The sequence below is a fragment of the Paenibacillus hamazuiensis genome, assembly GCF_023276405.1.
GTDB lineage: Bacteria > Bacillota > Bacilli > Paenibacillales > NBRC-103111 > Paenibacillus_AF > Paenibacillus_AF hamazuiensis.
Genome location: NZ_JALRMO010000001.1, coordinates 5,741,598 through 5,761,065 on the forward strand (window position 1 = coordinate 5,741,598; position 19,468 = coordinate 5,761,065).

Here is a 19,468-nt window from a genome sequence, read left to right on the forward strand (position 1 = left end):
CTTTCCGAATTGTTTGGTCCGCGATCTTTATGCCCATTATAAATGGCCGATGCCAAGGCGCGCAAAATTTCCGACGCTAGAAACTTTTCCGATCTCCCCATCGTCCTAAAAATTACAAGACTATGAAGGAGGAGAACGATTTTGAAAAGGAAGTTTACCTTACTCGCTGCCGGTGCCGTATTGATCACGGCATTCGTCGGATCGGCCTATGCGGCCGATAAAGCGGTCAAAGTGTATGTCAATAACTGGCTGCTGCAATCCGCGGTCCCACCCTCGATAGTAGACGGCAAAGTGATGGTGCCGCTGCGGGAAGTGGCCGAGTCGCTCGGGGCAACGGTGAAATGGAACAATGACAGCCAATCGGTCGAAGTCGAAATGCCGCAGGCCCGGTCTCTTCAGATGCAGGTTCAGCTGCTGGAAAACGCGGTGGCGCCCAAGTCGCCGGAGGAGGCGGTCGAAACGTGGGCCAGGGCGGTGCAAACCCGCAACGGAGCGCTGCAATACGCCGTCATGGCTCCACGCCTCAAGGAGCTGGAACGGAAATCTTTTGAAGCGTTCCATTGGGTTAGCGGCGTTTCAAGCCCGTGGGTGGAGAAATATAAAATCGAGCCGATCCGAACGGAGGAAGACGGGTCGCGGACTTTCGGCGTTCGGTTCGATTGGCGAACTTCCATGGACATAAACGCTCCCGAGCATTGGGAGGACATCAAGCCTTACCCGGTTGTCGTACAGAAGGATGGAGACAACTGGTATATTTCCCGTTTTCCGACCGCTTGGATGAAGCAGAAGCTTGTACTGCCGGACGGTCAAACGTTTGCGGAGGAGGACGGCTTTTATCATGGGGCCAACCTTCAGCTGCAATTTCAAGGTGTCGGCATCGCCGCGAATGCGCGTTCTGCCGCTCTAGCGGCGGCCGGCAATCACGCCGAGGTGCTGAGTGAGGAGCAGGTGACGCTTCCGCTGGGGCCGGCCATACTCGCGGAAGTCGAACGGACGCCCCCCGCCGCATCCGGAATGCAGACCGCCAAGGCGGAGCTGTGGCTTATCGTGGTGCGCGATTCGCCGGAAGATCAGGATCGCAAACGCGCCTACTGCCTGACGGGAATCGTTACCGGGGACAAGGAAGCGGCGAAGAAGGAGCTGCTTGAGGCGGGTCAAACGTGGAAGCTGCTCGGCGAGTAGGGCGGCGCAATTTTGATCAAAATAGCGGACATGAGGGCTATATGCGAAACGGATGCGATAATCGCCGACCCGCTTCATTTGCACATCTACGCCTGCTGTTCCTTCGCCACCGCCTTCGCTTCGCGCCATTCCGCATGCACCGCGCTGAGTGCTTTCGTCCGGGCGGCCAACCACCAGAAAACGGCCGTGGCCCCCAGGCTCAGCCCCATGCCGAGCAAAAATGCGGATGCGAACCCGAACTTCGCCGCATACCAGCCGCCGAGCACCGCGCCGAAAATTTTGCTGATGCCGAGCAAAATGATCGAATTGAACATCTGGCCGGTCGCCCGCAGCTCTTTCATAACATGCTTGTTCACGTATTGGGCCAGGCACAAATACAGCAGGATGTACGTCCCGCCGTGGACGACCCACATCAGCAGCACCGTCTGCGGGGTCAGCGCCGTCCCGTAGAGCAGCCAGCGCAGCGCATGAATCAGCCCGGAGAAGACGAGGATGTTCACCATCCCGAAGCGTCGGTACACCCAGTCGAACCACAGCATGAAAGGAAATTGGCTGAACGAGCCGATCGCAAGCCCAAGGCCGATCACTTCCATGCTCACCCCCTGCTGCTGGCTGTAAATCGCGTGAAACGAGAAAAAGAAGCCGAGCGTCGTCGACAGGATGAAAGCGTATACGTATAGGATGACGAGCGGGCGGTCCTTGAACATCTCCACCGGGTTCACTTTTGCTTTCCCGCTCTGATGCCCTTCCACCTTCGGCAGCAAAAACGAAATGACAAACGAACAAAGCATCATCAGCGAAGTGACGAGAAAAATGCTGTGAATGTTCCTCGCAAACAGCCAGCCCGCCCCGATGGACATGACCGCGTAGCCGACGGAGCCGAACGTGCGCACCCCGGAAAACTTCACAAGCCCTTTCGACGAAAGCTCCAGCGTAATTGCATCGCTGAGCGGATTGATCGCCACCTGGAAAAAGCTGAACACGATCACCGCCAGCAAAAGCAGCCAAAACGAGCTGCCGGACAGCTGCACGAGCCATACCGATGCGGCGGAAAGCAGCGTGCAGATCACAAGCACGCGATTTTTGTACCGCGATCGGTCGCTGACGATTCCCCACAGCGGCTGGGCGAACAGACCGACAACGGCGCCGATCGACGTCAGCCAGCCGATCTCGTAGTTGCCGAGACCGATTTCCGTATAATACAGGCTGATGTACGAAAAAAAGGCGCCGGTGCTCATATAAATCAGCGCGTAAAACATCGACGTTTGCGCCATCATTTTGTTCATGGTCATGCGCTCCCCGTTCCCCTGTTTAAGCATGCTCCTTTATTATTGCACCTTCCCGGGCATGCGTCTATACAAAGGATCGTCAATGAAGCATGCGCGCTTCCAGCGGAATATTCTTCCCAGACAGCCGGTGCGGGTAATGCGGGTAACCGGTACCGTCCCATACAAGCCCTCGTCCAATTGTTCAAGCTCGCGAAAAATGCCGACGTACTACGTATCGCCCGCAATGCGAAAAGGTGTGATCGATATCGAGGAATGCCATATTTCGCCGCTTTGTTTCCTGTTGGTGAAAATACCGGACCAGGATTCGCCGCGGCCAAGCGCCTTTCTCATCGAGCGATATGTCCTTTCCGGGGTAAGATGCGTCTTGATCAGCCGGGCCGTACAGCCGATGACGTCCGTTCGCCCGTAGCCCGTTATTTGCTCGTACGCTTCGTGCAGCCTAAACCTCAAGTGCCCCTAACGTTAGTTGAAAGCCACGACAACATTGTCAAATTAAACGTCTGCTGTGTACTGTCGATGCCTTAGTTCTATTTTTACTTAAGGAGAAGATGGCTGACAGGATAGCCAAGATAACAATCAGTCCGCCAACCCAAGTGTTCATTGTTACAGAGTAATAGTTTAAAATCAGTCCCCCAACGATAGAGCCTGCTGCAACTCCTATATGTAAAGACGATGTATTAAAGCTTAGCTGGATATCCGAAGATTCCGGAGCTGTCTGTATCAGGTAGCTTTGAATGGCGGGACTTGGGGCCATATTAAATGCACACCAGACGATGACGACGATGAGTAACGGAAAGATTGAATCCGTAGAATAAGGCAATAAGAATATCGCTAGCGCATGCAGCAGGAGAGTGATGATCATTGTCTTGCCGTTGCCAAGTTTATCGGAGGACCAACCTCCAATCCATCCTCCTGCTATCCCTGCTAATCCATATACAAGCAGGACAAGACTGATCATGTTTGTTGACAGCCCCATCGTCTCGTTCAAAAAAGGTGTAATGTAAGCATAGATTGTGAATTGGCCAGTCATCTGTAAGATCGAAATCAAATGAGCGGATAAGATTTTAGAATTCTTTAGCGTTCGAAGCTGATCTCGCAACGGGACTCCTGGACGCGGAGCAACCTGTGGAAGATATCGATTGACTGCCCAGGCCACGATTAAGGTAAGAGCTCCGACCAAAGAAAAAGTTGAGCGCCATCCCCAGATATCACCGATGAATGTGCCAAGAGGGACACCGATGACAAGAGATGCGCTTATCCCCATAAAAATAATACCGATCGCGCGGCCTCTTAATTCGGGTGCAACGATGCTTGAAGCCATAACGATAGAAAGAACAACAACAATCGAGCAACTTGCTGCAAGTATAATTCTCGAAATAAGAAGAATCGTAAAGTTAGGGCTAACTATCGATATCATATTTCCTGCGAAAAAGACAAGCATGGCAGCAGTCAATAATTTTCTGCGCTCAACTTTAGAGGTAAGGTTGATGAGTAATGGTGAGCCAAAAGCGAATACGAGTGAATAGACAGTAATCAATTGGCCTGCGGTACCCGCAGAGACGTTCAGATCTTGGGCGATCATATCAATGATTCCAGCAATGACGAGTTCAACCGTACCTACTACGAACGAGGCAATGGCCAAAATCCATATTCTTTTATCCATTTCAATCTCCTTTAATATCTCTTTAGTCGTTTCTAATGCCATCCCCTAGGTTGCTTTCATTTTTACACAGATTCCTTTCATTCTCGTAGACTATTTGAAGCACATTATTGCCTAATCCTATCAATAGCATTGAGTTATTATGAAAGTTGGAGTTATGATTAAAAAACAAAAAATGTTTGAAGGATGTGAGGATAAATGGAAAAACATGCCCAATTGTCCAATCTTATCGAAAAATTCACAGCGCAAGACGGGGTGCATTCAACGATTATTTCCTCGCTTGAATTGATTCGCAGTTCTACAACTACATTGCCCGTACTCAGGGTTCATGAGCCGGCGCTTTGTATTGTCACGCAGGGTTCTAAAGTCGTAATGCTCGAACAAGAACGTTACTCTTATGGACCGTCCAATTATTTAGTTGTATCAGTCGACTTGCCGATCTCTGCTCAAATTACAGAAGCCTCTCCCGAAAATCCGTATTTGTGCATACGTCTTAAGCTGGAGCCCATGCAAATTTTTGATATTTTAAAAGAGTCATCTTCCGAATCAATTAAAAAGAGGGAAATGCGAAGAGGCATATTCGTTACGGAAACGAACCAATCCATAATAGATGCTGTAATAAGGCTCATCCATCTGCTAGAAACACCTGAAGATGTCCCAATTCTTGGGCCGTTGATCATTCGTGAAATTTACTATAGGGTTCTGAAGGGTGAGCAAGGGGATTATCTCAGACAGATTGCACTGGATGGAAGCAACATGCAGCGTATCGTTAGAGTAATTAATCAGATCAAAAACAATTATGCTGCCCCTCTTCATATCGAAGAGTTAGCACATTCCATTCATATGAGCCCTGCGTCGCTATTCCGCCATTTCAAAGAAGTGGCCGCAATGAGTCCTCTGCAATATCAAAAAAAGATCCGGCTTCTGGAGGCAAGGCGTCTTTTATTATCAGAAGCGATAGATGCAGCTGAAGCAGGATTTAGAGTTGGCTATGAAAGCCCTTCTCAGTTTAGCCGTGAATACAGAAGAATGTTTGGAATGCCTCCCGTCAGCGATATCAAACAATTACAGAGCTCCCTGCTAAAGTGATACTCAAAAAAAGAATATAACTTCACATTTACCGATCATATGGTCCTCTATCTACTTAATTAAACCTTCGCAACTACAAAATTCTGATGAACGACAAAGCGCTCTTCATACGCTATTTACAATAACCACAGATATCAATGGGAACGCAAAAAGATGACTCCTGTGCAGTACAGGAATCATCTTTTGTCAGCAGCCTAAACTTCAAGTCCTTTTTTATAAGTGTCCTTGACAAAGGGTACACATCACTCTTGAAACTTGCCATCCTGCGCTTTACTTCTTGGGCTCAAACAGCTCGAGCCGCTCGCCGTCCGGGCCGAAGAAAAAGCCGATCTTATCGCCGTCCAAAATGACGCGCGGCGTTTCGTCGATCATCTTCACGCCCAAATTTTTCAGCCGAATGAGCTCCGCTTCGATGTCCGTGACCGTGAAGGCGATATGGGCCACCTTGCCGTTGTCCGGCTTGTCGTCCGAACCGCGCCCGATCAGCTCGATCTCAACGTTTTCCGAGCCGGGAAAAGCCAAAAATCCGAGCTCCACTCCGTCGGCGAGCCGTCCCCGCTTGACCAGCTTCATGCCAAGCACTTCCGTATAAAACTTGACGGACGCGTCCATATCGTTAACAAAAACACCGGTATGCTCCAGTTTATGTATCATGCGTGCCATCCTCCCGTCGTCTGATTTCGTCATTGACTACTCGAAGATACCACGCCTCGCCTGACGGCGCAACATTCAGCGATGCCGGGGCACCCATGGTTCATCTATCCGGACCGGGATTCTCCTTCGCGCTCACAACCTTGTTTCGTCCCGTTTGCTTGGCCTGGTATAACGCCTTGTCCGCACTCGCAATCAGCTCTTCCAGCGCATCGCCCGCTTCCGGCAGCATAACGCCGGACGAGACGCCGATGCTCACCGTAAGATTGAGCTTAAGCCCCTCCTCCGCGAAAGGAGTCGTATCCATCTTCGCCCGGAGCCTTTCCGCCAGCACCATCGCATCATCCAAACCCGTCCGCAAGCAGAGCACAATGAATTCTTCCCCTCCGTAGCGGGCGGCAATATCTTCGGTCGAAGCGAGGCTTTGGATCAGCTCGGCCACGTGCCGGAGCACCCGGTCGCCAAGCGGATGACCGTAAGTATCGTTCACGCTTTTGAAGCGATCGATGTCCACCGCCAGCACGGACACCGGCTGGTCCGCCTTCAGGCAGCCTTCCGTGAGCTTGCCCCCCTCGTTCGCAAGATACCTGCGATTGTACAGCCCTGTAAGCGGGTCGATCATCGCATATCTTTCCAGCAGCTCGAAGGTGTCTTTCAGCTTGCCGCTCATCACGTTGAACGTATCGCACAGCTGCTGCAGCTCTATGGGGGCGCGGCGAAATACGCTGGGATCGATGCGGTAATCGTAATAACCGTCGCGAATGATTTTGGTCCCTTGCAAAATAAAGGCGATCGGCCGGTCGACCCGGCCCGCCAAAAGCACGACCGCGCCGTAGCTGATCGCGAGAATGATCGCCGTGATGGCCGTAATGACGGACATGATGCGGTACACCCAATCGTACACTTCGCTTTGGTCCACCTCGCGAATGACGCACCATCGCATATCGTGCGTCCATTTGTAAACTCCAATGACGGAGACGCCGCGATAATCCTGATAAGCGGACCGCTCGCCGCTTTGCTCCAGGGCGCGCTGGAAAATCGGCGTGTCCAGCTTCGCAGCAATCTGCCCTTTGTGCAGGTCGGCCGGTTTGATGATCAAAGTGCCGTTCCGGTCGGCCAAATACGTTTTTTCCGAGCCTGCAAACGAAACCGCCTCGATCGTCTTGCGAATGGTGTCGAGCCGTATCGCACCGAAAACGACCCCAATCGCTTCATTTTGGTTACTCAGCACCGGGGAAGAGAAAATAATCATCGGATAGGGAGTTGTTTTGGCGATCAGGACGTCGGACATATAATCCTGCCTATTGATCGAAGCTTTGAAGTAATCCCGGTCGCTTATATTCAAAGCGGCGGCAGTTCTATCCGTAGATACGGAAACGACCCCGTCTTTCCCCGCAAACATCAGCACCTCGAACTGGGACTGATTGGCGACAAACACGTTCATCGCCCGCAGCATGCTTTCCCGATTCAGCGTTCGAAACGATTCGCGTGCCGCGAGCTGTCTCAGGTCGGAGCTGCGTTCATCCGCCCAGCGTTCGATAAGCAGCGATTGAAGCGCCAGCTTCTCCTCCATTTCGCTCCGCACGCCCTGCAGCTTGTAGTTTTGAGCCAATATATAAAAGGCTGTCAAAATAAGCAGCCCGAGCATAATAATGACGGCGGCCGTCCAAAATCGCAGCTGGCCTTTGATCGTTTTCCGAGCTTCTCCCGTTCCCCTGGATGTAAAATTTACCACCTCGTGACCCCTTCCCCAATATGCAAATCCAGCAAAAAACGCGTTGTCGGCCAAAACCCGTTGCTATATACTAGAGTGACATGCGTACAACAACAGGAGTGAAACCGACATGGATTTTCCCGGCTTAGACATGCTTCTATTTCTGATCATATCCGGATTTATCGCGGCATTCATCGACTCCGTCGTCGGCGGGGGCGGACTGATTTCGCTGCCCGCTCTGCTGATGGCCGGACTGCCGCCGAGCCTCAGCCTCGGCACCAACAAGCTGGGCAGCACGATGTCGTCCCTTACCAGCACCGCCAGCTTCCTCTTTTCCGGCAAAATCAAGCTGGGGCTCGTGCTCGCTTTATTTCCGTTATCATTCGCAGGCTCGGTGCTCGGCACCTATACCGTCAAGCTGATGCCACCGGAATTTTTGAAGCCGATCGTCGTCATCCTGCTTTTTCTTGTCACCATCTACACGCTGCTGAAAAAAAACTGGGGCAAAGATTCCGTTTACCGGCCGCTGACCGCCTGGAAAAAAGTCGGCACCGCCGCAGCAGCTTTCATCATCGGCTTTTACGACGGCTTCTTCGGCCCGGGCACAGGTTCATTCCTGCTGTTTTTGTTTCTGCTTGTGGGCTTCGATTTCGTCAGCGCGTCGGCCAACGCCAAAGTGCTCAACCTGGCCAGCAATTTAGCCAGTCTGATCACGTTTTTCCTGCTCAAATCCGTCCATATCGGATACGGACTGCCGATGGGCCTCGCGATGATCGCCGGCGCGCTCGCCGGTTCCCAGGTCGCCATTCGCCAGGGAGCCAAATACGTGAAGCCGCTGTTTATTATCGTTACGCTGCTGCTCGTCGGCAAGCAATTGTGGGACCTGCTTCATTAAACGAATTGAAAAGCGCATTTACGCAAAAAAGCCAGCCGATACGGGTGGCTTTTTGTTGTTTTTGGAATATAAGCCTATTTTACTAACGGAAACCAGCCGCTGTAAACAACATTTTTCGACTTTTTTCCACTTTTCTCACGTTAACAAAAAATCTACGTGCGCTTAATGGCCGCATGACACAACGCCGCTATACTGGATGAGGTTATACCAAAGGGGGAATATGCGGTGAGCGTGTTGGAAAAAGACCTCGGCAATCTGCCGGATGCTGCAGCCGTACAAGCAAGGTCCGGGCGCCGGGAGCGGAAGGCCGTCAAATGGAAGGAGCATCTGCTCGGATACTTGTTCCTAAGCCCTTCTCTGCTGCTATTCGGGGTGTTTTTGTTTTATCCGCTGCTGCGGTCCGTCTATTTGAGCGTTCATGTTACCGACCCGCGCGGGCGAATCGCCGCCTTTGTCGGGATGGACAACTTTGCCGAGCTTTTGTCCGGCGACAAATTTTATCTAAGCCTGAAGGTGACTCTTCAGTTTACCCTACTCACGGCCCCAGGCTGCATTTTAATTGCGCTGATCCTTGCCGCACTCACCCACAGCAAGCTTCGCGGCATGAAGACGTTTCAATTCATATTTTCGCTGCCCATCGCCATTTCCGTCAGTGTCGGCTCCATCATTTGGATGCTGCTGTACCACCCGACGGCCGGCAACCTGAACTATTTTCTCCAGCTCCTCGGAGCGAGTCCCGTCAAATGGCTGTCGGACCCGACTTGGGCGCTGCTGTCGGTATCCGCCGTCACGGTGTGGATGAACCTCGGGTTTAACTATATCGTGCTGCTTAGCGGCTTGCAGGCGGTTCCCGAAGACATTTACGACAGCGCCAAAATCGACGGAGCCGGGCCGCTTCGCACCTTTACGGCGCTGACGCTGCCGCTTGTGTCGCCGACCGTCTTTTTCGTCAGCATCGTTTCGATCATCAATGCGTTCCAGACGTTCGGGCAAATCCACATCTTAACCAAGGGAGGCCCGGTGAATACGACAAACGTCATCGTCTACAACATTTACCGCGACGCCTTTGTCAATTTCCAGTTCGGCACGGGGAGCGCCCAGGCGCTCGTGCTGTTCGCCGTCATCCTGATTTTGACCGTGCTGCAGTTCCGCCTGTTCGAAAGGAAGGTACATTACCAATGAGGCACCGCTTGCAATCCGTGTTGGTTTATGCCGTGCTGGCCGTCTCCGCCGTCCTGGTGCTGTACCCGGTCTACTACGCGATAACGGCTTCGTTCATGACGCAGGCGGAAGCAAGCGCGTATCCGCCGAAAATGTTTCCGGGCGGCCTGCATTTCGACAATTTCCTGCAGGTGCTTCATCTTGTGCCGATCGGCCGGTTTATTTTGAACAGCTTTATCGTCTCCGCCGTCATCATGCTCGGCCAGCTTGTCACGGCAAGCCTTGCGGCTTATGCCTTTTCGTTTATCTCCTTCAAAGGAAAAAACGCGCTGTTTGCGATGTTCCTCTCGACGATGATGATCCCGTGGGAAGTAACGGTCATTCCGAACTATTTGACCGTAAAAAGCTGGGGCTGGCTCGATACGTACGAAGGGCTGATCGTACCGTTTCTGGCGACCGCTTTCGGCACGTTCCTGCTGCGGCAGTTTTTCCTGCAGCTTCCCGCCGGCCTGTTCGAGGCGGCCCGTATCGACGGCTGCGGCCATCTGCGCTGCTTCACGCGGATCGTCCTGCCGCTGTCGCGTCCGGCGCTCGCCACCTTGGGCGTCTACTCGTTTTTGACGCATTGGAATATGTATTTGTGGCCGCTTTTGGTCACCAACGGCGAGAAGATGCGCACCGTGCAAATCGGCATCAGCATGCTGCAGTTCGAGGAGATGACCTCGTGGAATCTCGTGCTCGCCGGCATCACGCTGGCGATGCTGCCTTCGCTCCTGCTGCTCGCTGCGGGAATTAAGCAGCTCGTGCGCGGCATTACGGCCGGCGCGGTCAAAGGCTGACCGCAGGCCGGCGGCCCCTGTTTCGCGCGGCGGTTTACCGCTGCCTCCGGAGATTCCCGTCCCGGCTTCCCGGCCGGAGAGCGGTTCTCATAGAAGCATACCCATACCAATTGAAAAAAGGGAGGTTCTTTTCTCAATGAAACGATGGAACAATGCAAGCCTGATGACCGCAAGTCTCGCCGGTCTCATGTTGTTTACCGCCGCTTGCGGCAGCGAAACGAAAACCGCATCTACCGGCGCGGACAGCCAGTCCACGCCGAAACCGGCGCAGACGGCGGAAAGCAAAGGACCCGTGAAGGTCGTTTGGTGGCACTCGATGAGCGGCGAACTCGGCAAAGCGGTGGACAAGCTGGTCGCCGATTTTAACGCCTCCCAGAAAAACATCGTGGTCGAAGCCGTATTCCAGGGCACCTACGACGAAAGCTTGAACAAAATGAAGGCGTCCATGGATTCCAAAAGCGGTCCTTCGCTCATCCAGGTGTATGAAATCGGCAGCCGGTTCATGATCGACTCCAAGGCGATTACTCCGGTGCAAAAATATATCGACATGGACAAATACGATATTTCCTCGCTCGAGGAAAACATCCTGAACTACTACCGGATGGACGGCAAGCTGAACTCGATGCCGTTCAATACGTCCAACCCGATATTGTACTACAACAAGGATATGTTCAAAGCGGCGGGGCTTGATCCGGAGAAACCTCCGGCCACTTACGAGGAAGTCGCCAAAGCGGCCAAAGCTCTCACGAAAGACGGCAAAGCCGGAGGTTCCTTCGCGATTTACGGCTGGTTTATGGAGCAGTTTTTCGCGAACCAGGGGGCGGAGCTGCTGAACAACGGCAACGGCCGGAAAAGCCCGGCAACCGAATCGTTGCTCGCTTCAGAGCCCGGCGTGAAGACGCTGACCTGGTGGAAGCAGATGGTCGACGATAAAACGATGCTTAACCTCGGCCGCAAAACCGACGATACGAAAAAAGCGTTCGCTACCGGACAAATTGCGATGATGCTCGATTCCACCGCCTCGCTGCGCGGCATCGTGAGCTCCGCCGAAGGCAAATTCGAGGTCGGCACCGGCTTCCTGCCGAAGCCGGAAGGTGCCAAAGACGGAGGTGTGGTCGTCGGCGGCGCCAGCTTGTACATTTTGAACAACAAGCCGGAGGAAGAGCAGAAAGCGGCTTGGGAATTCATCAAGTATCTGGTCGACGCTAAGCAGCAGGCGTACTGGCACATCAACACCGGCTACTTCCCGATCACGAAAAAGGCGTATGACGAGCAAAGCGTGAAGGATAACATGGCCAAGTACCCGCAGTTCAAAACCGCCGTGGAACAGCTCCACGCGACCAAAGCGAACACCGCTACGCAGGGCGCGGTTATGGGGATCTTCCCGGAGGCGCGCCAGCTGACCGAGACGGCGATCGAAGAAGCGCTGAACGGCCAGAAGAGCCCGAAAGACGCGCTGGAGGCTGCCGCCAAGGAAATCGGTACGAAGCTGCAGCAGTACAACAAAACCGTCAAGTAAACCGCATAATCCGCATAAATTCAACTGCCGACGGCACCTTCGCCATCGGCAGTTTTTTCTTGCCATGCGTTCGATTTTTGCGTATCGTATGGTATAATCATCCAAATACGATGAGCGTCGACAAAAAATTCGGCCCGACCTGCCGCATCTGGTTCATCTTAAACTCCTCGTGCGGATCGGTCACGACGTGCGGATTGCCGACATCGCGCATATCTTCCCACACGCATTCGACTCCGCGCCCGCCGGCCGGACCGGCATACATTTTGCACATTTTGCAAAACGTTTGCTCCTGCTCTTCGTCCAGCTTCACCAGCTTGTTGCGGAGGCAGCAGTAAACGAGACCTTCGGCGTTTTTCAAATTGATATGGTTGATTTCAGGCATGAGACCATCTCCTTTTCTCTCTTGGTCGGCGAAGTGTAATATTCATTATATCGGGGCATTGTTAAAAATATCCTCGAAATGTGTAAGCCATTTATTTTATTTTTGTGGAGGAACATCGTATGACAAGCGTAAACCCCATTGTTTTCACCGTCGCCATCCTCGGTTTTGCGATTTATCGGAGGGTGCGGCGCAGCATCGGCTTTCAAAAGCTTTCCCGCTCGCGCCTGATCGTGCGAACGGGCATTTTCGCGGTGATCGGCGTGCTGATCCTGATTGCGGGCGTGCAGCATCCCCTCTACTTGTTGGGCGATGCCGCAGGCATTGCGATAGGAGGCATCCTCGCCTGGCAGGCGGTGAAGCACAGCCAGTTCGAGCGCCGTTTGGATGGTTGGTATTACCGTACGCACATCGGGGTCGAGTTGTCTGTGCTCTTCCTGTTTTTGGGCAGACTGACCTACCGCATGATTTCGATGTACACGGCGGCTCAGGCGGATCCGTCGCACCCGTTTAATGCGAATCCGTACGACCCGAGCACATTTACGAGGGATCCGTGGACCTCGGCGATTTTTTTCATTATCATCGCGTATTATGCCGGTTTCTTCGGGTATTTGCTGAAAAAAGACAAGGAGCTGGAGTCCGGCCATGGCGAAGGCTGACCGCAGCGGGTTCCCGCGGGTGAAGGCGGTCGTCCTCGATCTCGACGGCACGCTGCTCGGCACGGATAAAACGGTATCTCCACGCAGCATGGCCGCTTTAAGACGGTGCGCCGAGGCCGGCATAGAGCTGGTCGTCGCTACGGCCAGGCCTCCGCGGTCGGTGCGGCAGCTATGTCCGGAGGTGCTCGAACTGGCGCACATGGTGTTTTACAACGGCGGGCTCACCGTCGACAAGTATACGGGCGGCAGCAGCCATCTGCCGATTGACGGCCGTCGCTGGAGCGCGTCGGCACGTTTATGGCGGAGCGGGAGCCGGGGCCGTTTTTTTCCGTGGAGCACGACGATACGCTGTATACGAGTCGGCCGCTTACACCGGAGGAATTCGCCGTACTTGGCATTCCCTCGGGTGCGGAAGCGCCGGAAGCGGCTGACATGCACCGTTTCTCGCAAACCGGCGTGACGAAAATTTTGCTCGGGGCGATCGCCCCCTATGAGGATTTCGTTTCCGCGTTCGGCGGTGATTTCAACATCGTGCGCACCGACGGCGGCCGCCTCGTGCAGCTGATGCACAAAGCCGCCTGCAAATCGACCGCAGCGGAGCGGCTTTTGCAGGCTTACGGGATCGCCATGGAGGAAGTCGCCGCATTTGGGGACGATTACAACGACCTCGCCTTGTTGCGGGCCTGCGGCTATCCGGTTGCGATGGGCAATGCCGTTCAGGAGCTGAAGGACGCAGCCTGGCGGGTCACCTCCTCCAACGATGAAGACGGCGTCGCCGTGATGCTGGAGCAGTTCGTCCGCTCCTCTTCCGCAAAATAAAGCGGAATATAGCCGAGCCCGCCCCTAATACATTGTTGTAGAAGGGAGGCGGGTGCGATGCTCACCAATTTGCTTGTCCAAATCGCTCTCATTCTCGTAATCATCCGTTCCGGGTACAAAGCTTTTTTGCTGCTCAGCAGCCGTTCGAAGATGTGGCTGGAAATTTTATATTATTTTGCCGTGGCGCTTCTTGCGCTGAAGTTTTTTCTGTGAAAGCATTTGTTATGCCAAAAAAAGGGGCTATTCCCGGTCGATGATGACCTGAGAATAGCTCCTTCATTATTGCCCACTTATCTTAGGTTTAATGATATAATTAACCTCAAACTTTTTATGGAACCGTTATCATGAATCATAACCCTGGGGAAGAAGGCGAGCTTGGCATGTCCGCACCGAAAAAACTGGCATTGTTCGCGGTCACGTGGCCGCTGTTTATCGAGTCGTCGCTGCAAATGTTCATGCGCACCGCGGATACGTTTATGGTCAGCAAAGTATCCGACGGCGCCGTAGCCTCCGTCGGCGTGGCGAGCCAGCTGATCCTGTTCGCCTTCCTGCTGCTGCAGGTCGTTTCGGCCGGCACGGCGATCGTCATCTCGCAGTATCTCGGCGCCGGCAAATTTAACGACGTCAAACGGTTTGCAACGGGGGCCATTGCGCTGAACTTCGTATTCGGACTCGCCGTCAGTCTAGGGATGGCCTTCTTCAGCAAGACGCTGCTCGGCCTGTTCGGATTGCAGCCGGAGCTGATGGCGCAAGCCCGCGTGTACCTGCTGATCGTCGGAGGGGCGCTTTTCATCCAGGCGGTGAACTTGACGATTTCGGCGATCACCCAGGTGCACGGGTTTACGCGCTACACAATGATGGTCAGCATCGGGATGAATCTGCTGAATTTGACCGGCAATTCGCTGTTCATCTTCGGTCCGGGCGGATTTCCGAAGCTCGGCGTACCCGGCGTCGCCGTCTCCGCGGCCGTCAGCCAGTGCGTGGCGCTCGCCGCTTACTGCCTCATTTTGCGCAGGGTCGTCCGGCTTCCTATCGGCTGGAAAGATTTTTGGAAATGCCGGGCGGACGATTTGAAAAAAATTGTCGCGGTCGGCATCCCGAACGGCAGCAATCAACTTGCTTACTCGGCCAGCCAGATCGTCACGACGTATTTCATCACGTCGCTCGGAGCCGAAATGCTGTCGACTCGCATCTATACGCAAAACATCATGTACTTTATCATGGTGCTGGCCATTTCGCTCGGCCGGGGGACTTTGATCATTATCGGCCGGCTTGTCGGAGCCGGCGAAAAGGATGAGGCTTACCGGCAAATGTACCGCAGCCTCGGGTTAAGCATGCTGCTGTCGCTCGCAGCCGCCTCGCTGACCGTCCTTTTCCGCGAGCAGCTGCTCGGGCTGTTCACGCAGGACGCCGAAATCATCGCACTCGGCGCATCCTTGCTCGTTCTGGGTTTCCTGCTCGAGCCCGGCCGCTGTCTGAACATCGTGATCGGCGAATCGCTGCGGGCGGCCGGGGACGCGCGGTTTATCGTGTTCACCGGCGTGTCGGTGATTTGGGGGCTGTGCATCCCGCTCACCTATTTGCTCGGCATTCATTTCGGCTTCGGGCTGCTCGGGATTTGGAGCGTGTTTATTCTCGACGAGTGGACACGCGGGATCATTTTGCTGCTTCGGTGGCGAAGCCGTGCGTGGGAAAGCAAAGCGCTCGTCAGGCCGGAGCCGAAGGCTTCCGCATCGGCGTAGCAGCTCGATCGTGAATTATATATATCCGCTTGTTGGTTTAACGGCGATTCTGCACGAAGGATTATGTATGAAAAATCGTATAAAAGTTACGCTAAGATCGTAAAACGGACCAATATGTTCGAATAATCATATACACATATACCTTAGGACGATAAAATCGAAACATCTGTTTGAAAAATCAGATATAAATTTTCTTTTTTCGGCACTCCCAACGATTGTATTTGAAAAATCATACAAAATAACGAATGGATAGGCGGCTGAAATTGGAATATACGACGGGGTCGCGACATGGTTAGGTATTGGGGAGCGATGAACAATTCATCAAATCGTTAAAACCACGCACCGACAGGCCGGGTGCTATCTTTTATAATAAAAGCAGAGGGAGACCAAGTTAAGGAGGAAACGCCATGACTTTGTCCAAAATAAACCGCTTTAGCCTATGGTTTGTCTGTTTGGCAGCGTTAATTCTGATTGCCGATACGACAGCCGTTCGTACCCTGCCCTCCGCGGATACCGATCACCTGTTAGGTTACGCTATCGTATTTGATTTCGTGTTGGCTATACCTTTGTTATATTGGCTGCTCATTGAGCGTCCAAGAGGAAAATCGGTGCGAAAAGCGGTGCCCTTAACGATCGTGGGAGCCGCCGCCGCTTGGTTCGTGCTGCCTCCGGCTCTTCGCGAAGCTGTGTGGCAGGTGATACTGCCCCTTGAGCTGTTGATTGTCCCCCTGGAAATCTTCATCATTGTTTATGAAATCCGGCTGCTCTTTCGATTCATCCGCCGGTACAGACATGTAGCCCGCCTGGAATCGAATACCGCCGAAGCTCTTCGTTCCGCAATGAAGCAGGAATTCGGCAGCGGAAAATTATCGGCGTTCCTCCTCCATGACCTCACCATGTTTTATTACTTGCTTTTTTCCTGGAATCGAAAGCGTGCCGAGGCTGCTCCCGGAGAATTAACCTATACTTATCATCGGAAAACGTCCCAATTTCTTTATGCCGGAATAATTACGCATGTTGTCGTGTTCGAATCGGTGTTTGTCCATATCCTGGTCCAGATGTGGTCCCAGTGGGCCGCATGGCTCCTAACCGCAGCGGATGTTTGGATTCTGGCGCTGCTTTGGGCGGATTGCCGCGCATCGGCGCTGAGTCCGGTCACCATATCATCCGGCCGGGTCAGGATACGTTACGGTTTAAGGCTGCAGGCGGACATACCGCTTAATTCCATCGCCGGCATCTCAACCGCCGCGCAATACGAGCCGGACGCCGCCGAGCGGAAAAGCTTCGCCATTCCGCTTTCGGCTTCGCTAAATGTTCGGATCGAGTTGAATCGCCCTATACAGACAGACGGGTTTCTTTTTATGCCTCGCGAAGCGAAAGGCCTGTATTTGATGATGGACGATCCGCAAACCTTCGTACGGGATGTCAAACAAGCGTTGGGCCATTAATTCCCTGTAAAACCCGCAGTTCACGAATGGAGGATTCCATAAAAACGCCGCGTATTTTCAAGCAAAACCGCACCGGCTTCTTCCTCGGAAATGTGCTTGATGGCGGCGATTTCGCGAACGGAATCGCGAATCATGCCCGGATGCGTCCGCCTTCCTTCATACGGTCCCTGGAACGGCCACGGGTCGTCCGTCTCCGCCATGAGCAGGCCGAGCGGATAAGCTTCCACGAGCGACTTCGTCCTCTCTTTGTACACCACATCCGGCGTCACGGAGACGAAGTAACCGTTTTGCTGCATGCGCCGGAGCGTATCCGGGCTGCCCTTGAACCAATGAAAATGCGCCCGCCCCACCCCGTGCTTCTCCAGCAAATCGCACGCCAAATCCGCATCCTCGTAAACGGCGTGAAGCACAATCGGCTTGTCGAGCTCCGACGCCAGCTTCACAAACCGTTCCAGCATAAGGACGTAAGGCTCCTGATTGAACGGCTTGCCTGCCGCCTCTGCGTCGGCCCGCAAATAATACGGGAGCCCCACTTCCCCAATGGCGGCCATTTCGTCCCTATGTTCGCGAATCCATCGAAACAGCCGCTCCACCTCCCCTCCGTTCGGCAAAGCCTGCTCCGGATGATAACCGAACGCCAAGTAAATCGGATGTCCCGATCGTCTTTTCAATTCAAGAAGCCTGCGGCATGACTCGAGGTGCATGGAAACCGCCACCACCCCCGCCACGCCATGAGCACCGAGAGACGCAAGCAGCTCCTCCCTCATCCTTGTATAAATCCAAATGAATATGCGCATCTATCAGAGGAATCATCGAATCTTCTCCCGCCGCTTCGTATTGCAAAACTCTGCCCCTCCAGTTTGAACAATTCCGACAGCAAAGGCAAATATTTTTTACTAATTTTTACATCATAAAGCCAAAATAAATAAGGACGTTCCCCGCGCTGCATTTGCCGTGGCGTCGGCACACAATACTGCTAAAAGGCGAGGCGGGCAATTCGATGGTGTTCTCCAGCTTTATTTTTTTGTACGGCTTTCTGCCGGCCGTGCTGCTTGTTTATTTTACGGCAGGGGACAAGCTTAAAAACGCGGTGCTGCTGCTGTTCTCCCTGTTCTTCTACGCATGGGGCGAGCCGGTCGGCGTTATCATTCTGCTGCTTGACGTATTGATCGGCTGGGCCGGAGGCATGCTCATCGAGCGCAGCCGTGGAAGCTTCGGGGCTAAAGCCGTTCTTGCGGCTTCGATCGCTTTTCAGGTCGGTTTCCTGGTGTATTACAAATACCTCGGATTTTTGCTTGAAACCGTCCGTACGCTGACCGGACTGGCTGTTCCATTCCATGCCCCGCCGCTGCCGGTCGGCATTTCCTTTTTCACGTTTCACCTGATTTCCTACCTGATTGACGTCTATCGCCAGGATGCGCCGGCGCTGCGCTCGTATTCCAGGCTGCTGCTGTACATCTCCCTGTTTCCGCAGCTTGTGGCGGGGCCGATCATCCGGTATGCCGACGTCCAGCGGCAGCTGACACACCGGCGCGTCACGCTCCCCGAATTCAGTCAAGGCGTTGCCCGTTTCGTCATCGGCCTCGGCAAAAAAGTGATTTTTGCCAACGCCTTGTCGGACATCTCGCCATTCTTTCTGGACGCGGGCCCCGGCAGCTTATCCGTACTCGGGGCGTGGCTCGGCATTTTGCTTTTTGCGCTGCACATTTATTTCGATTTCTCGGGTTATTCCGACATGGCGATCGGGCTGGGCAGAATGTTCGGCTTCACCTTCAAGGAAAACTTCGATTATCCGTACATCTCGATCAGCGCCGGCGAGTTTTGGCGGCGCTGGAACATTTCGGTCGGCCGATTTTTCCGCGATTACGTCTATATCCCGCTCGGCGGAAACCGACGACGGGCGATATTCAACCTGTTTGCGGTTTGGTTTTTGACCGGGCTGTGGCATGGAGCAAGCTGGAACTTCGCCGCCTGGGGGCTGTACTTCGGCGTGCTGATCGCACTGGAAAAAAGCTTCCTCCTGCGCGTGCTATCGGCGCTTCCGCCGTTTGTCTCGCGGCTGTATTTCGCCGTGCTGATTTTGGTCGGCTGGGTGCTGTTCTACTTCGACTCTCTTGCCCGCGGCTTCGGCTACCTTCGCGTCATGTTCGGCGCCTCACCCGCGCCGCTGGCTAATACGGAGCTGCTGATCCATTGGCAAAACCACGCGGTGCTGCTTGCGCTCGCCTTGGTCGCGGCCACGCCGATTCCCGTCCGGCTGCACCGGTTCTTGTTGGAGCGGCTGAAGCCGGCGCCGATACGTTCAGCGTATGCGAACGCGCTGCTGCCGGCCGCGTCGCTCGCGGTGCTGGCGGTGTCCGCCCTGCTGCTCGTCGGCAAAACGTATACGCCGTTTTTCTATTTTCGATTTTAGGCAAAAGGA

20 protein-coding genes and 1 pseudogene are annotated in these 19,468 nt (G+C 53.8%); 14 read left to right on the forward strand and 7 right to left on the reverse strand.

Translation table 11 applies throughout. The features are described from left to right. Nucleotides 1-141 precede the first annotated feature (141 nt). Nucleotides 142-1,182, forward strand: a complete 1,041-nt coding sequence (locus MYS68_RS24950) for a copper amine oxidase N-terminal domain-containing protein (protein WP_248928437.1) — start codon at nucleotides 142-144, stop codon at nucleotides 1,180-1,182. An 86-nt stretch (nucleotides 1,183-1,268) separates the two neighbouring features. On the opposite strand, the gene MYS68_RS24955 is transcribed toward MYS68_RS24950, so the two are convergent. From MYS68_RS24955 to MYS68_RS24965, 3 genes are all read right to left on the reverse strand, one after another. Continuing rightward, nucleotides 1,269-2,468, reverse strand: coding sequence for an MFS transporter (locus MYS68_RS24955; RefSeq protein ID WP_248928438.1), 1,200 nt, complete (start codon nucleotides 2,466-2,468; stop codon nucleotides 1,269-1,271). Between the two features lie 210 nt (nucleotides 2,469-2,678). After that, on the reverse strand, nucleotides 2,679-2,921 hold the full coding sequence (locus MYS68_RS24960) for a PAS domain S-box protein (protein ID WP_248928439.1): 243 nt from the start codon (nucleotides 2,919-2,921) through the stop codon (nucleotides 2,679-2,681). Nucleotides 2,922-2,958: 37 nt separating this feature from the next. Further along, nucleotides 2,959-4,134, reverse strand: a complete 1,176-nt coding sequence (locus tag MYS68_RS24965) for an MFS transporter (protein ID WP_248928440.1) — start codon at nucleotides 4,132-4,134, stop codon at nucleotides 2,959-2,961. A gap of 195 nt (nucleotides 4,135-4,329) precedes the next feature. Between MYS68_RS24965 and MYS68_RS24970 the strand changes: the two genes are divergently transcribed. Continuing rightward, nucleotides 4,330-5,220: an AraC family transcriptional regulator gene (locus tag MYS68_RS24970; protein ID WP_248928441.1), complete on the forward strand. Its 891-nt coding sequence runs from the start codon at nucleotides 4,330-4,332 to the stop codon at nucleotides 5,218-5,220. A gap of 117 nt (nucleotides 5,221-5,337) precedes the next feature. After that, nucleotides 5,338-5,418: pseudogene (locus MYS68_RS39135) on the forward strand (IS3 family transposase); the annotation flags it as partial. Nucleotides 5,419-5,490: 72 nt separating this feature from the next. Here MYS68_RS39135 and MYS68_RS24980 read toward each other — a convergent pair. Beyond that, on the reverse strand, nucleotides 5,491-5,874 hold the full coding sequence (locus tag MYS68_RS24980; RefSeq protein ID WP_248928442.1) for a VOC family protein: 384 nt from the start codon (nucleotides 5,872-5,874) through the stop codon (nucleotides 5,491-5,493). A gap of 100 nt (nucleotides 5,875-5,974) precedes the next feature. Further along, nucleotides 5,975-7,606 carry a sensor domain-containing diguanylate cyclase gene (locus MYS68_RS24985; RefSeq protein WP_248928443.1) on the reverse strand — a complete coding sequence of 544 codons (1,632 nt, stop codon included), beginning with the start codon at nucleotides 7,604-7,606 and terminating at the stop codon, nucleotides 5,975-5,977. Between the two features lie 109 nt (nucleotides 7,607-7,715). Here MYS68_RS24985 and MYS68_RS24990 point away from each other — a divergent pair, with 109 nt between their 5' ends. From MYS68_RS24990 to MYS68_RS25005, 4 genes are all read left to right on the forward strand, one after another. After that, nucleotides 7,716-8,480, forward strand: a complete 765-nt coding sequence (locus tag MYS68_RS24990; RefSeq protein WP_248928444.1) for a sulfite exporter TauE/SafE family protein — start codon at nucleotides 7,716-7,718, stop codon at nucleotides 8,478-8,480. Between the two features lie 225 nt (nucleotides 8,481-8,705). After that, complete coding sequence (locus tag MYS68_RS24995) at nucleotides 8,706-9,662, forward strand: carbohydrate ABC transporter permease (protein WP_248928445.1); 957 nt, start codon at nucleotides 8,706-8,708, stop codon at nucleotides 9,660-9,662. Continuing rightward, complete coding sequence (locus tag MYS68_RS25000; protein ID WP_248928446.1) at nucleotides 9,659-10,480, forward strand: carbohydrate ABC transporter permease; 822 nt, start codon at nucleotides 9,659-9,661, stop codon at nucleotides 10,478-10,480. Before MYS68_RS24995 ends, MYS68_RS25000 begins: the two co-directional genes overlap by 4 nt. Nucleotides 10,481-10,616: 136 nt before the next feature. Then, a complete protein-coding gene (locus MYS68_RS25005; protein WP_248928447.1) occupies nucleotides 10,617-11,999 on the forward strand; it encodes an ABC transporter substrate-binding protein in 1,383 nt (460 codons plus the stop codon). Nucleotides 12,000-12,096: 97 nt separating this feature from the next. Here the strand turns inward: MYS68_RS25005 and MYS68_RS25010 are convergent, their stop codons facing one another. After that, a complete protein-coding gene (locus MYS68_RS25010; protein ID WP_248928448.1) occupies nucleotides 12,097-12,381 on the reverse strand; it encodes a hypothetical protein in 285 nt (94 codons plus the stop codon). A gap of 119 nt (nucleotides 12,382-12,500) precedes the next feature. On the opposite strand from MYS68_RS25010, the gene MYS68_RS25015 reads away from it, so the two are divergent. The 6 genes from MYS68_RS25015 (at nucleotide 12,501) to MYS68_RS25040 (ending at nucleotide 17,046) form a co-directional block, all read left to right on the forward strand. Then, a complete protein-coding gene (locus tag MYS68_RS25015; protein WP_248928449.1) occupies nucleotides 12,501-13,037 on the forward strand; it encodes a CcdC protein domain-containing protein in 537 nt (178 codons plus the stop codon). Then, complete coding sequence (locus MYS68_RS25020; protein ID WP_248928450.1) at nucleotides 13,024-13,497, forward strand: HAD family hydrolase; 474 nt, start codon at nucleotides 13,024-13,026, stop codon at nucleotides 13,495-13,497. The genes MYS68_RS25015 and MYS68_RS25020 overlap by 14 nt, the downstream gene beginning before the upstream one ends. Next, nucleotides 13,470-13,856 (forward strand): HAD family hydrolase, encoded by a 387-nt coding sequence (locus tag MYS68_RS25025; RefSeq protein WP_248928451.1) that lies wholly within the window; start codon nucleotides 13,470-13,472, stop codon nucleotides 13,854-13,856. Before MYS68_RS25020 ends, MYS68_RS25025 begins: the two co-directional genes overlap by 28 nt. A gap of 57 nt (nucleotides 13,857-13,913) precedes the next feature. Continuing rightward, nucleotides 13,914-14,069 (forward strand): hypothetical protein, encoded by a 156-nt coding sequence (locus MYS68_RS25030; protein ID WP_248928452.1) that lies wholly within the window; start codon nucleotides 13,914-13,916, stop codon nucleotides 14,067-14,069. Nucleotides 14,070-14,200: 131 nt separating this feature from the next. Then, the gene (locus MYS68_RS25035) at nucleotides 14,201-15,598 is read left to right on the forward strand and encodes an MATE family efflux transporter (RefSeq protein WP_248928453.1); all 1,398 of its coding nucleotides are present in this window, start codon (nucleotides 14,201-14,203) and stop codon (nucleotides 15,596-15,598) included. A gap of 407 nt (nucleotides 15,599-16,005) precedes the next feature. Next, nucleotides 16,006-17,046: a hypothetical protein gene (locus MYS68_RS25040; protein WP_248928454.1), complete on the forward strand. Its 1,041-nt coding sequence runs from the start codon at nucleotides 16,006-16,008 to the stop codon at nucleotides 17,044-17,046. Nucleotides 17,047-17,066: 20 nt separating this feature from the next. On the opposite strand, the gene MYS68_RS25045 is transcribed toward MYS68_RS25040, so the two are convergent. Continuing rightward, nucleotides 17,067-17,813 carry a TatD family hydrolase gene (locus MYS68_RS25045; protein ID WP_248928455.1) on the reverse strand — a complete coding sequence of 249 codons (747 nt, stop codon included), beginning with the start codon at nucleotides 17,811-17,813 and terminating at the stop codon, nucleotides 17,067-17,069. 233 nt (nucleotides 17,814-18,046) lie between these two features. On the opposite strand from MYS68_RS25045, the gene MYS68_RS25050 reads away from it, so the two are divergent. Beyond that, on the forward strand, nucleotides 18,047-19,459 hold the full coding sequence (locus tag MYS68_RS25050) for an MBOAT family O-acyltransferase (protein WP_248928456.1): 1,413 nt from the start codon (nucleotides 18,047-18,049) through the stop codon (nucleotides 19,457-19,459). Nucleotides 19,460-19,468: the final 9 nt, after the last annotated feature.

What these genes read in the sequence shown, in the direction of transcription:
- MYS68_RS24955 (WP_248928438.1), bottom strand. Translation starts at nt 2,468, where the DNA reads ATGAACAAAATGATGGCGCAAACGTCGATGTTTTACGCGCTGATTTAT.
- MYS68_RS24965 (WP_248928440.1), bottom strand. Translation starts at nt 4,134, where the DNA reads ATGGATAAAAGAATATGGATTTTGGCCATTGCCTCGTTCGTAGTAGGT.
- MYS68_RS24970 (WP_248928441.1), top strand. Translation starts at nt 4,330, where the DNA reads ATGGAAAAACATGCCCAATTGTCCAATCTTATCGAAAAATTCACAGCG.
- MYS68_RS24980 (WP_248928442.1), bottom strand. Translation starts at nt 5,874, where the DNA reads ATGATACATAAACTGGAGCATACCGGTGTTTTTGTTAACGATATGGAC.
- MYS68_RS24990 (WP_248928444.1), top strand. Translation starts at nt 7,716, where the DNA reads ATGGATTTTCCCGGCTTAGACATGCTTCTATTTCTGATCATATCCGGA.
- MYS68_RS25000 (WP_248928446.1), top strand. Translation starts at nt 9,659, where the DNA reads ATGAGGCACCGCTTGCAATCCGTGTTGGTTTATGCCGTGCTGGCCGTC.
- MYS68_RS25005 (WP_248928447.1), top strand. Translation starts at nt 10,617, where the DNA reads ATGAAACGATGGAACAATGCAAGCCTGATGACCGCAAGTCTCGCCGGT.
- MYS68_RS25010 (WP_248928448.1), bottom strand. Translation starts at nt 12,381, where the DNA reads ATGCCTGAAATCAACCATATCAATTTGAAAAACGCCGAAGGTCTCGTT.
- MYS68_RS25015 (WP_248928449.1), top strand. Translation starts at nt 12,501, where the DNA reads ATGACAAGCGTAAACCCCATTGTTTTCACCGTCGCCATCCTCGGTTTT.
- MYS68_RS25020 (WP_248928450.1), top strand. Translation starts at nt 13,024, where the DNA reads ATGGCGAAGGCTGACCGCAGCGGGTTCCCGCGGGTGAAGGCGGTCGTC.
- MYS68_RS25025 (WP_248928451.1), top strand. Translation starts at nt 13,470, where the DNA reads ATGCACCGTTTCTCGCAAACCGGCGTGACGAAAATTTTGCTCGGGGCG.
- MYS68_RS25030 (WP_248928452.1), top strand. Translation starts at nt 13,914, where the DNA reads ATGCTCACCAATTTGCTTGTCCAAATCGCTCTCATTCTCGTAATCATC.
- MYS68_RS25035 (WP_248928453.1), top strand. Translation starts at nt 14,201, where the DNA reads ATGAATCATAACCCTGGGGAAGAAGGCGAGCTTGGCATGTCCGCACCG.
- MYS68_RS25040 (WP_248928454.1), top strand. Translation starts at nt 16,006, where the DNA reads ATGACTTTGTCCAAAATAAACCGCTTTAGCCTATGGTTTGTCTGTTTG.
- MYS68_RS25045 (WP_248928455.1), bottom strand. Translation starts at nt 17,813, where the DNA reads ATGAGGGAGGAGCTGCTTGCGTCTCTCGGTGCTCATGGCGTGGCGGGG.
- MYS68_RS25050 (WP_248928456.1), top strand. Translation starts at nt 18,047, where the DNA reads ATGGTGTTCTCCAGCTTTATTTTTTTGTACGGCTTTCTGCCGGCCGTG.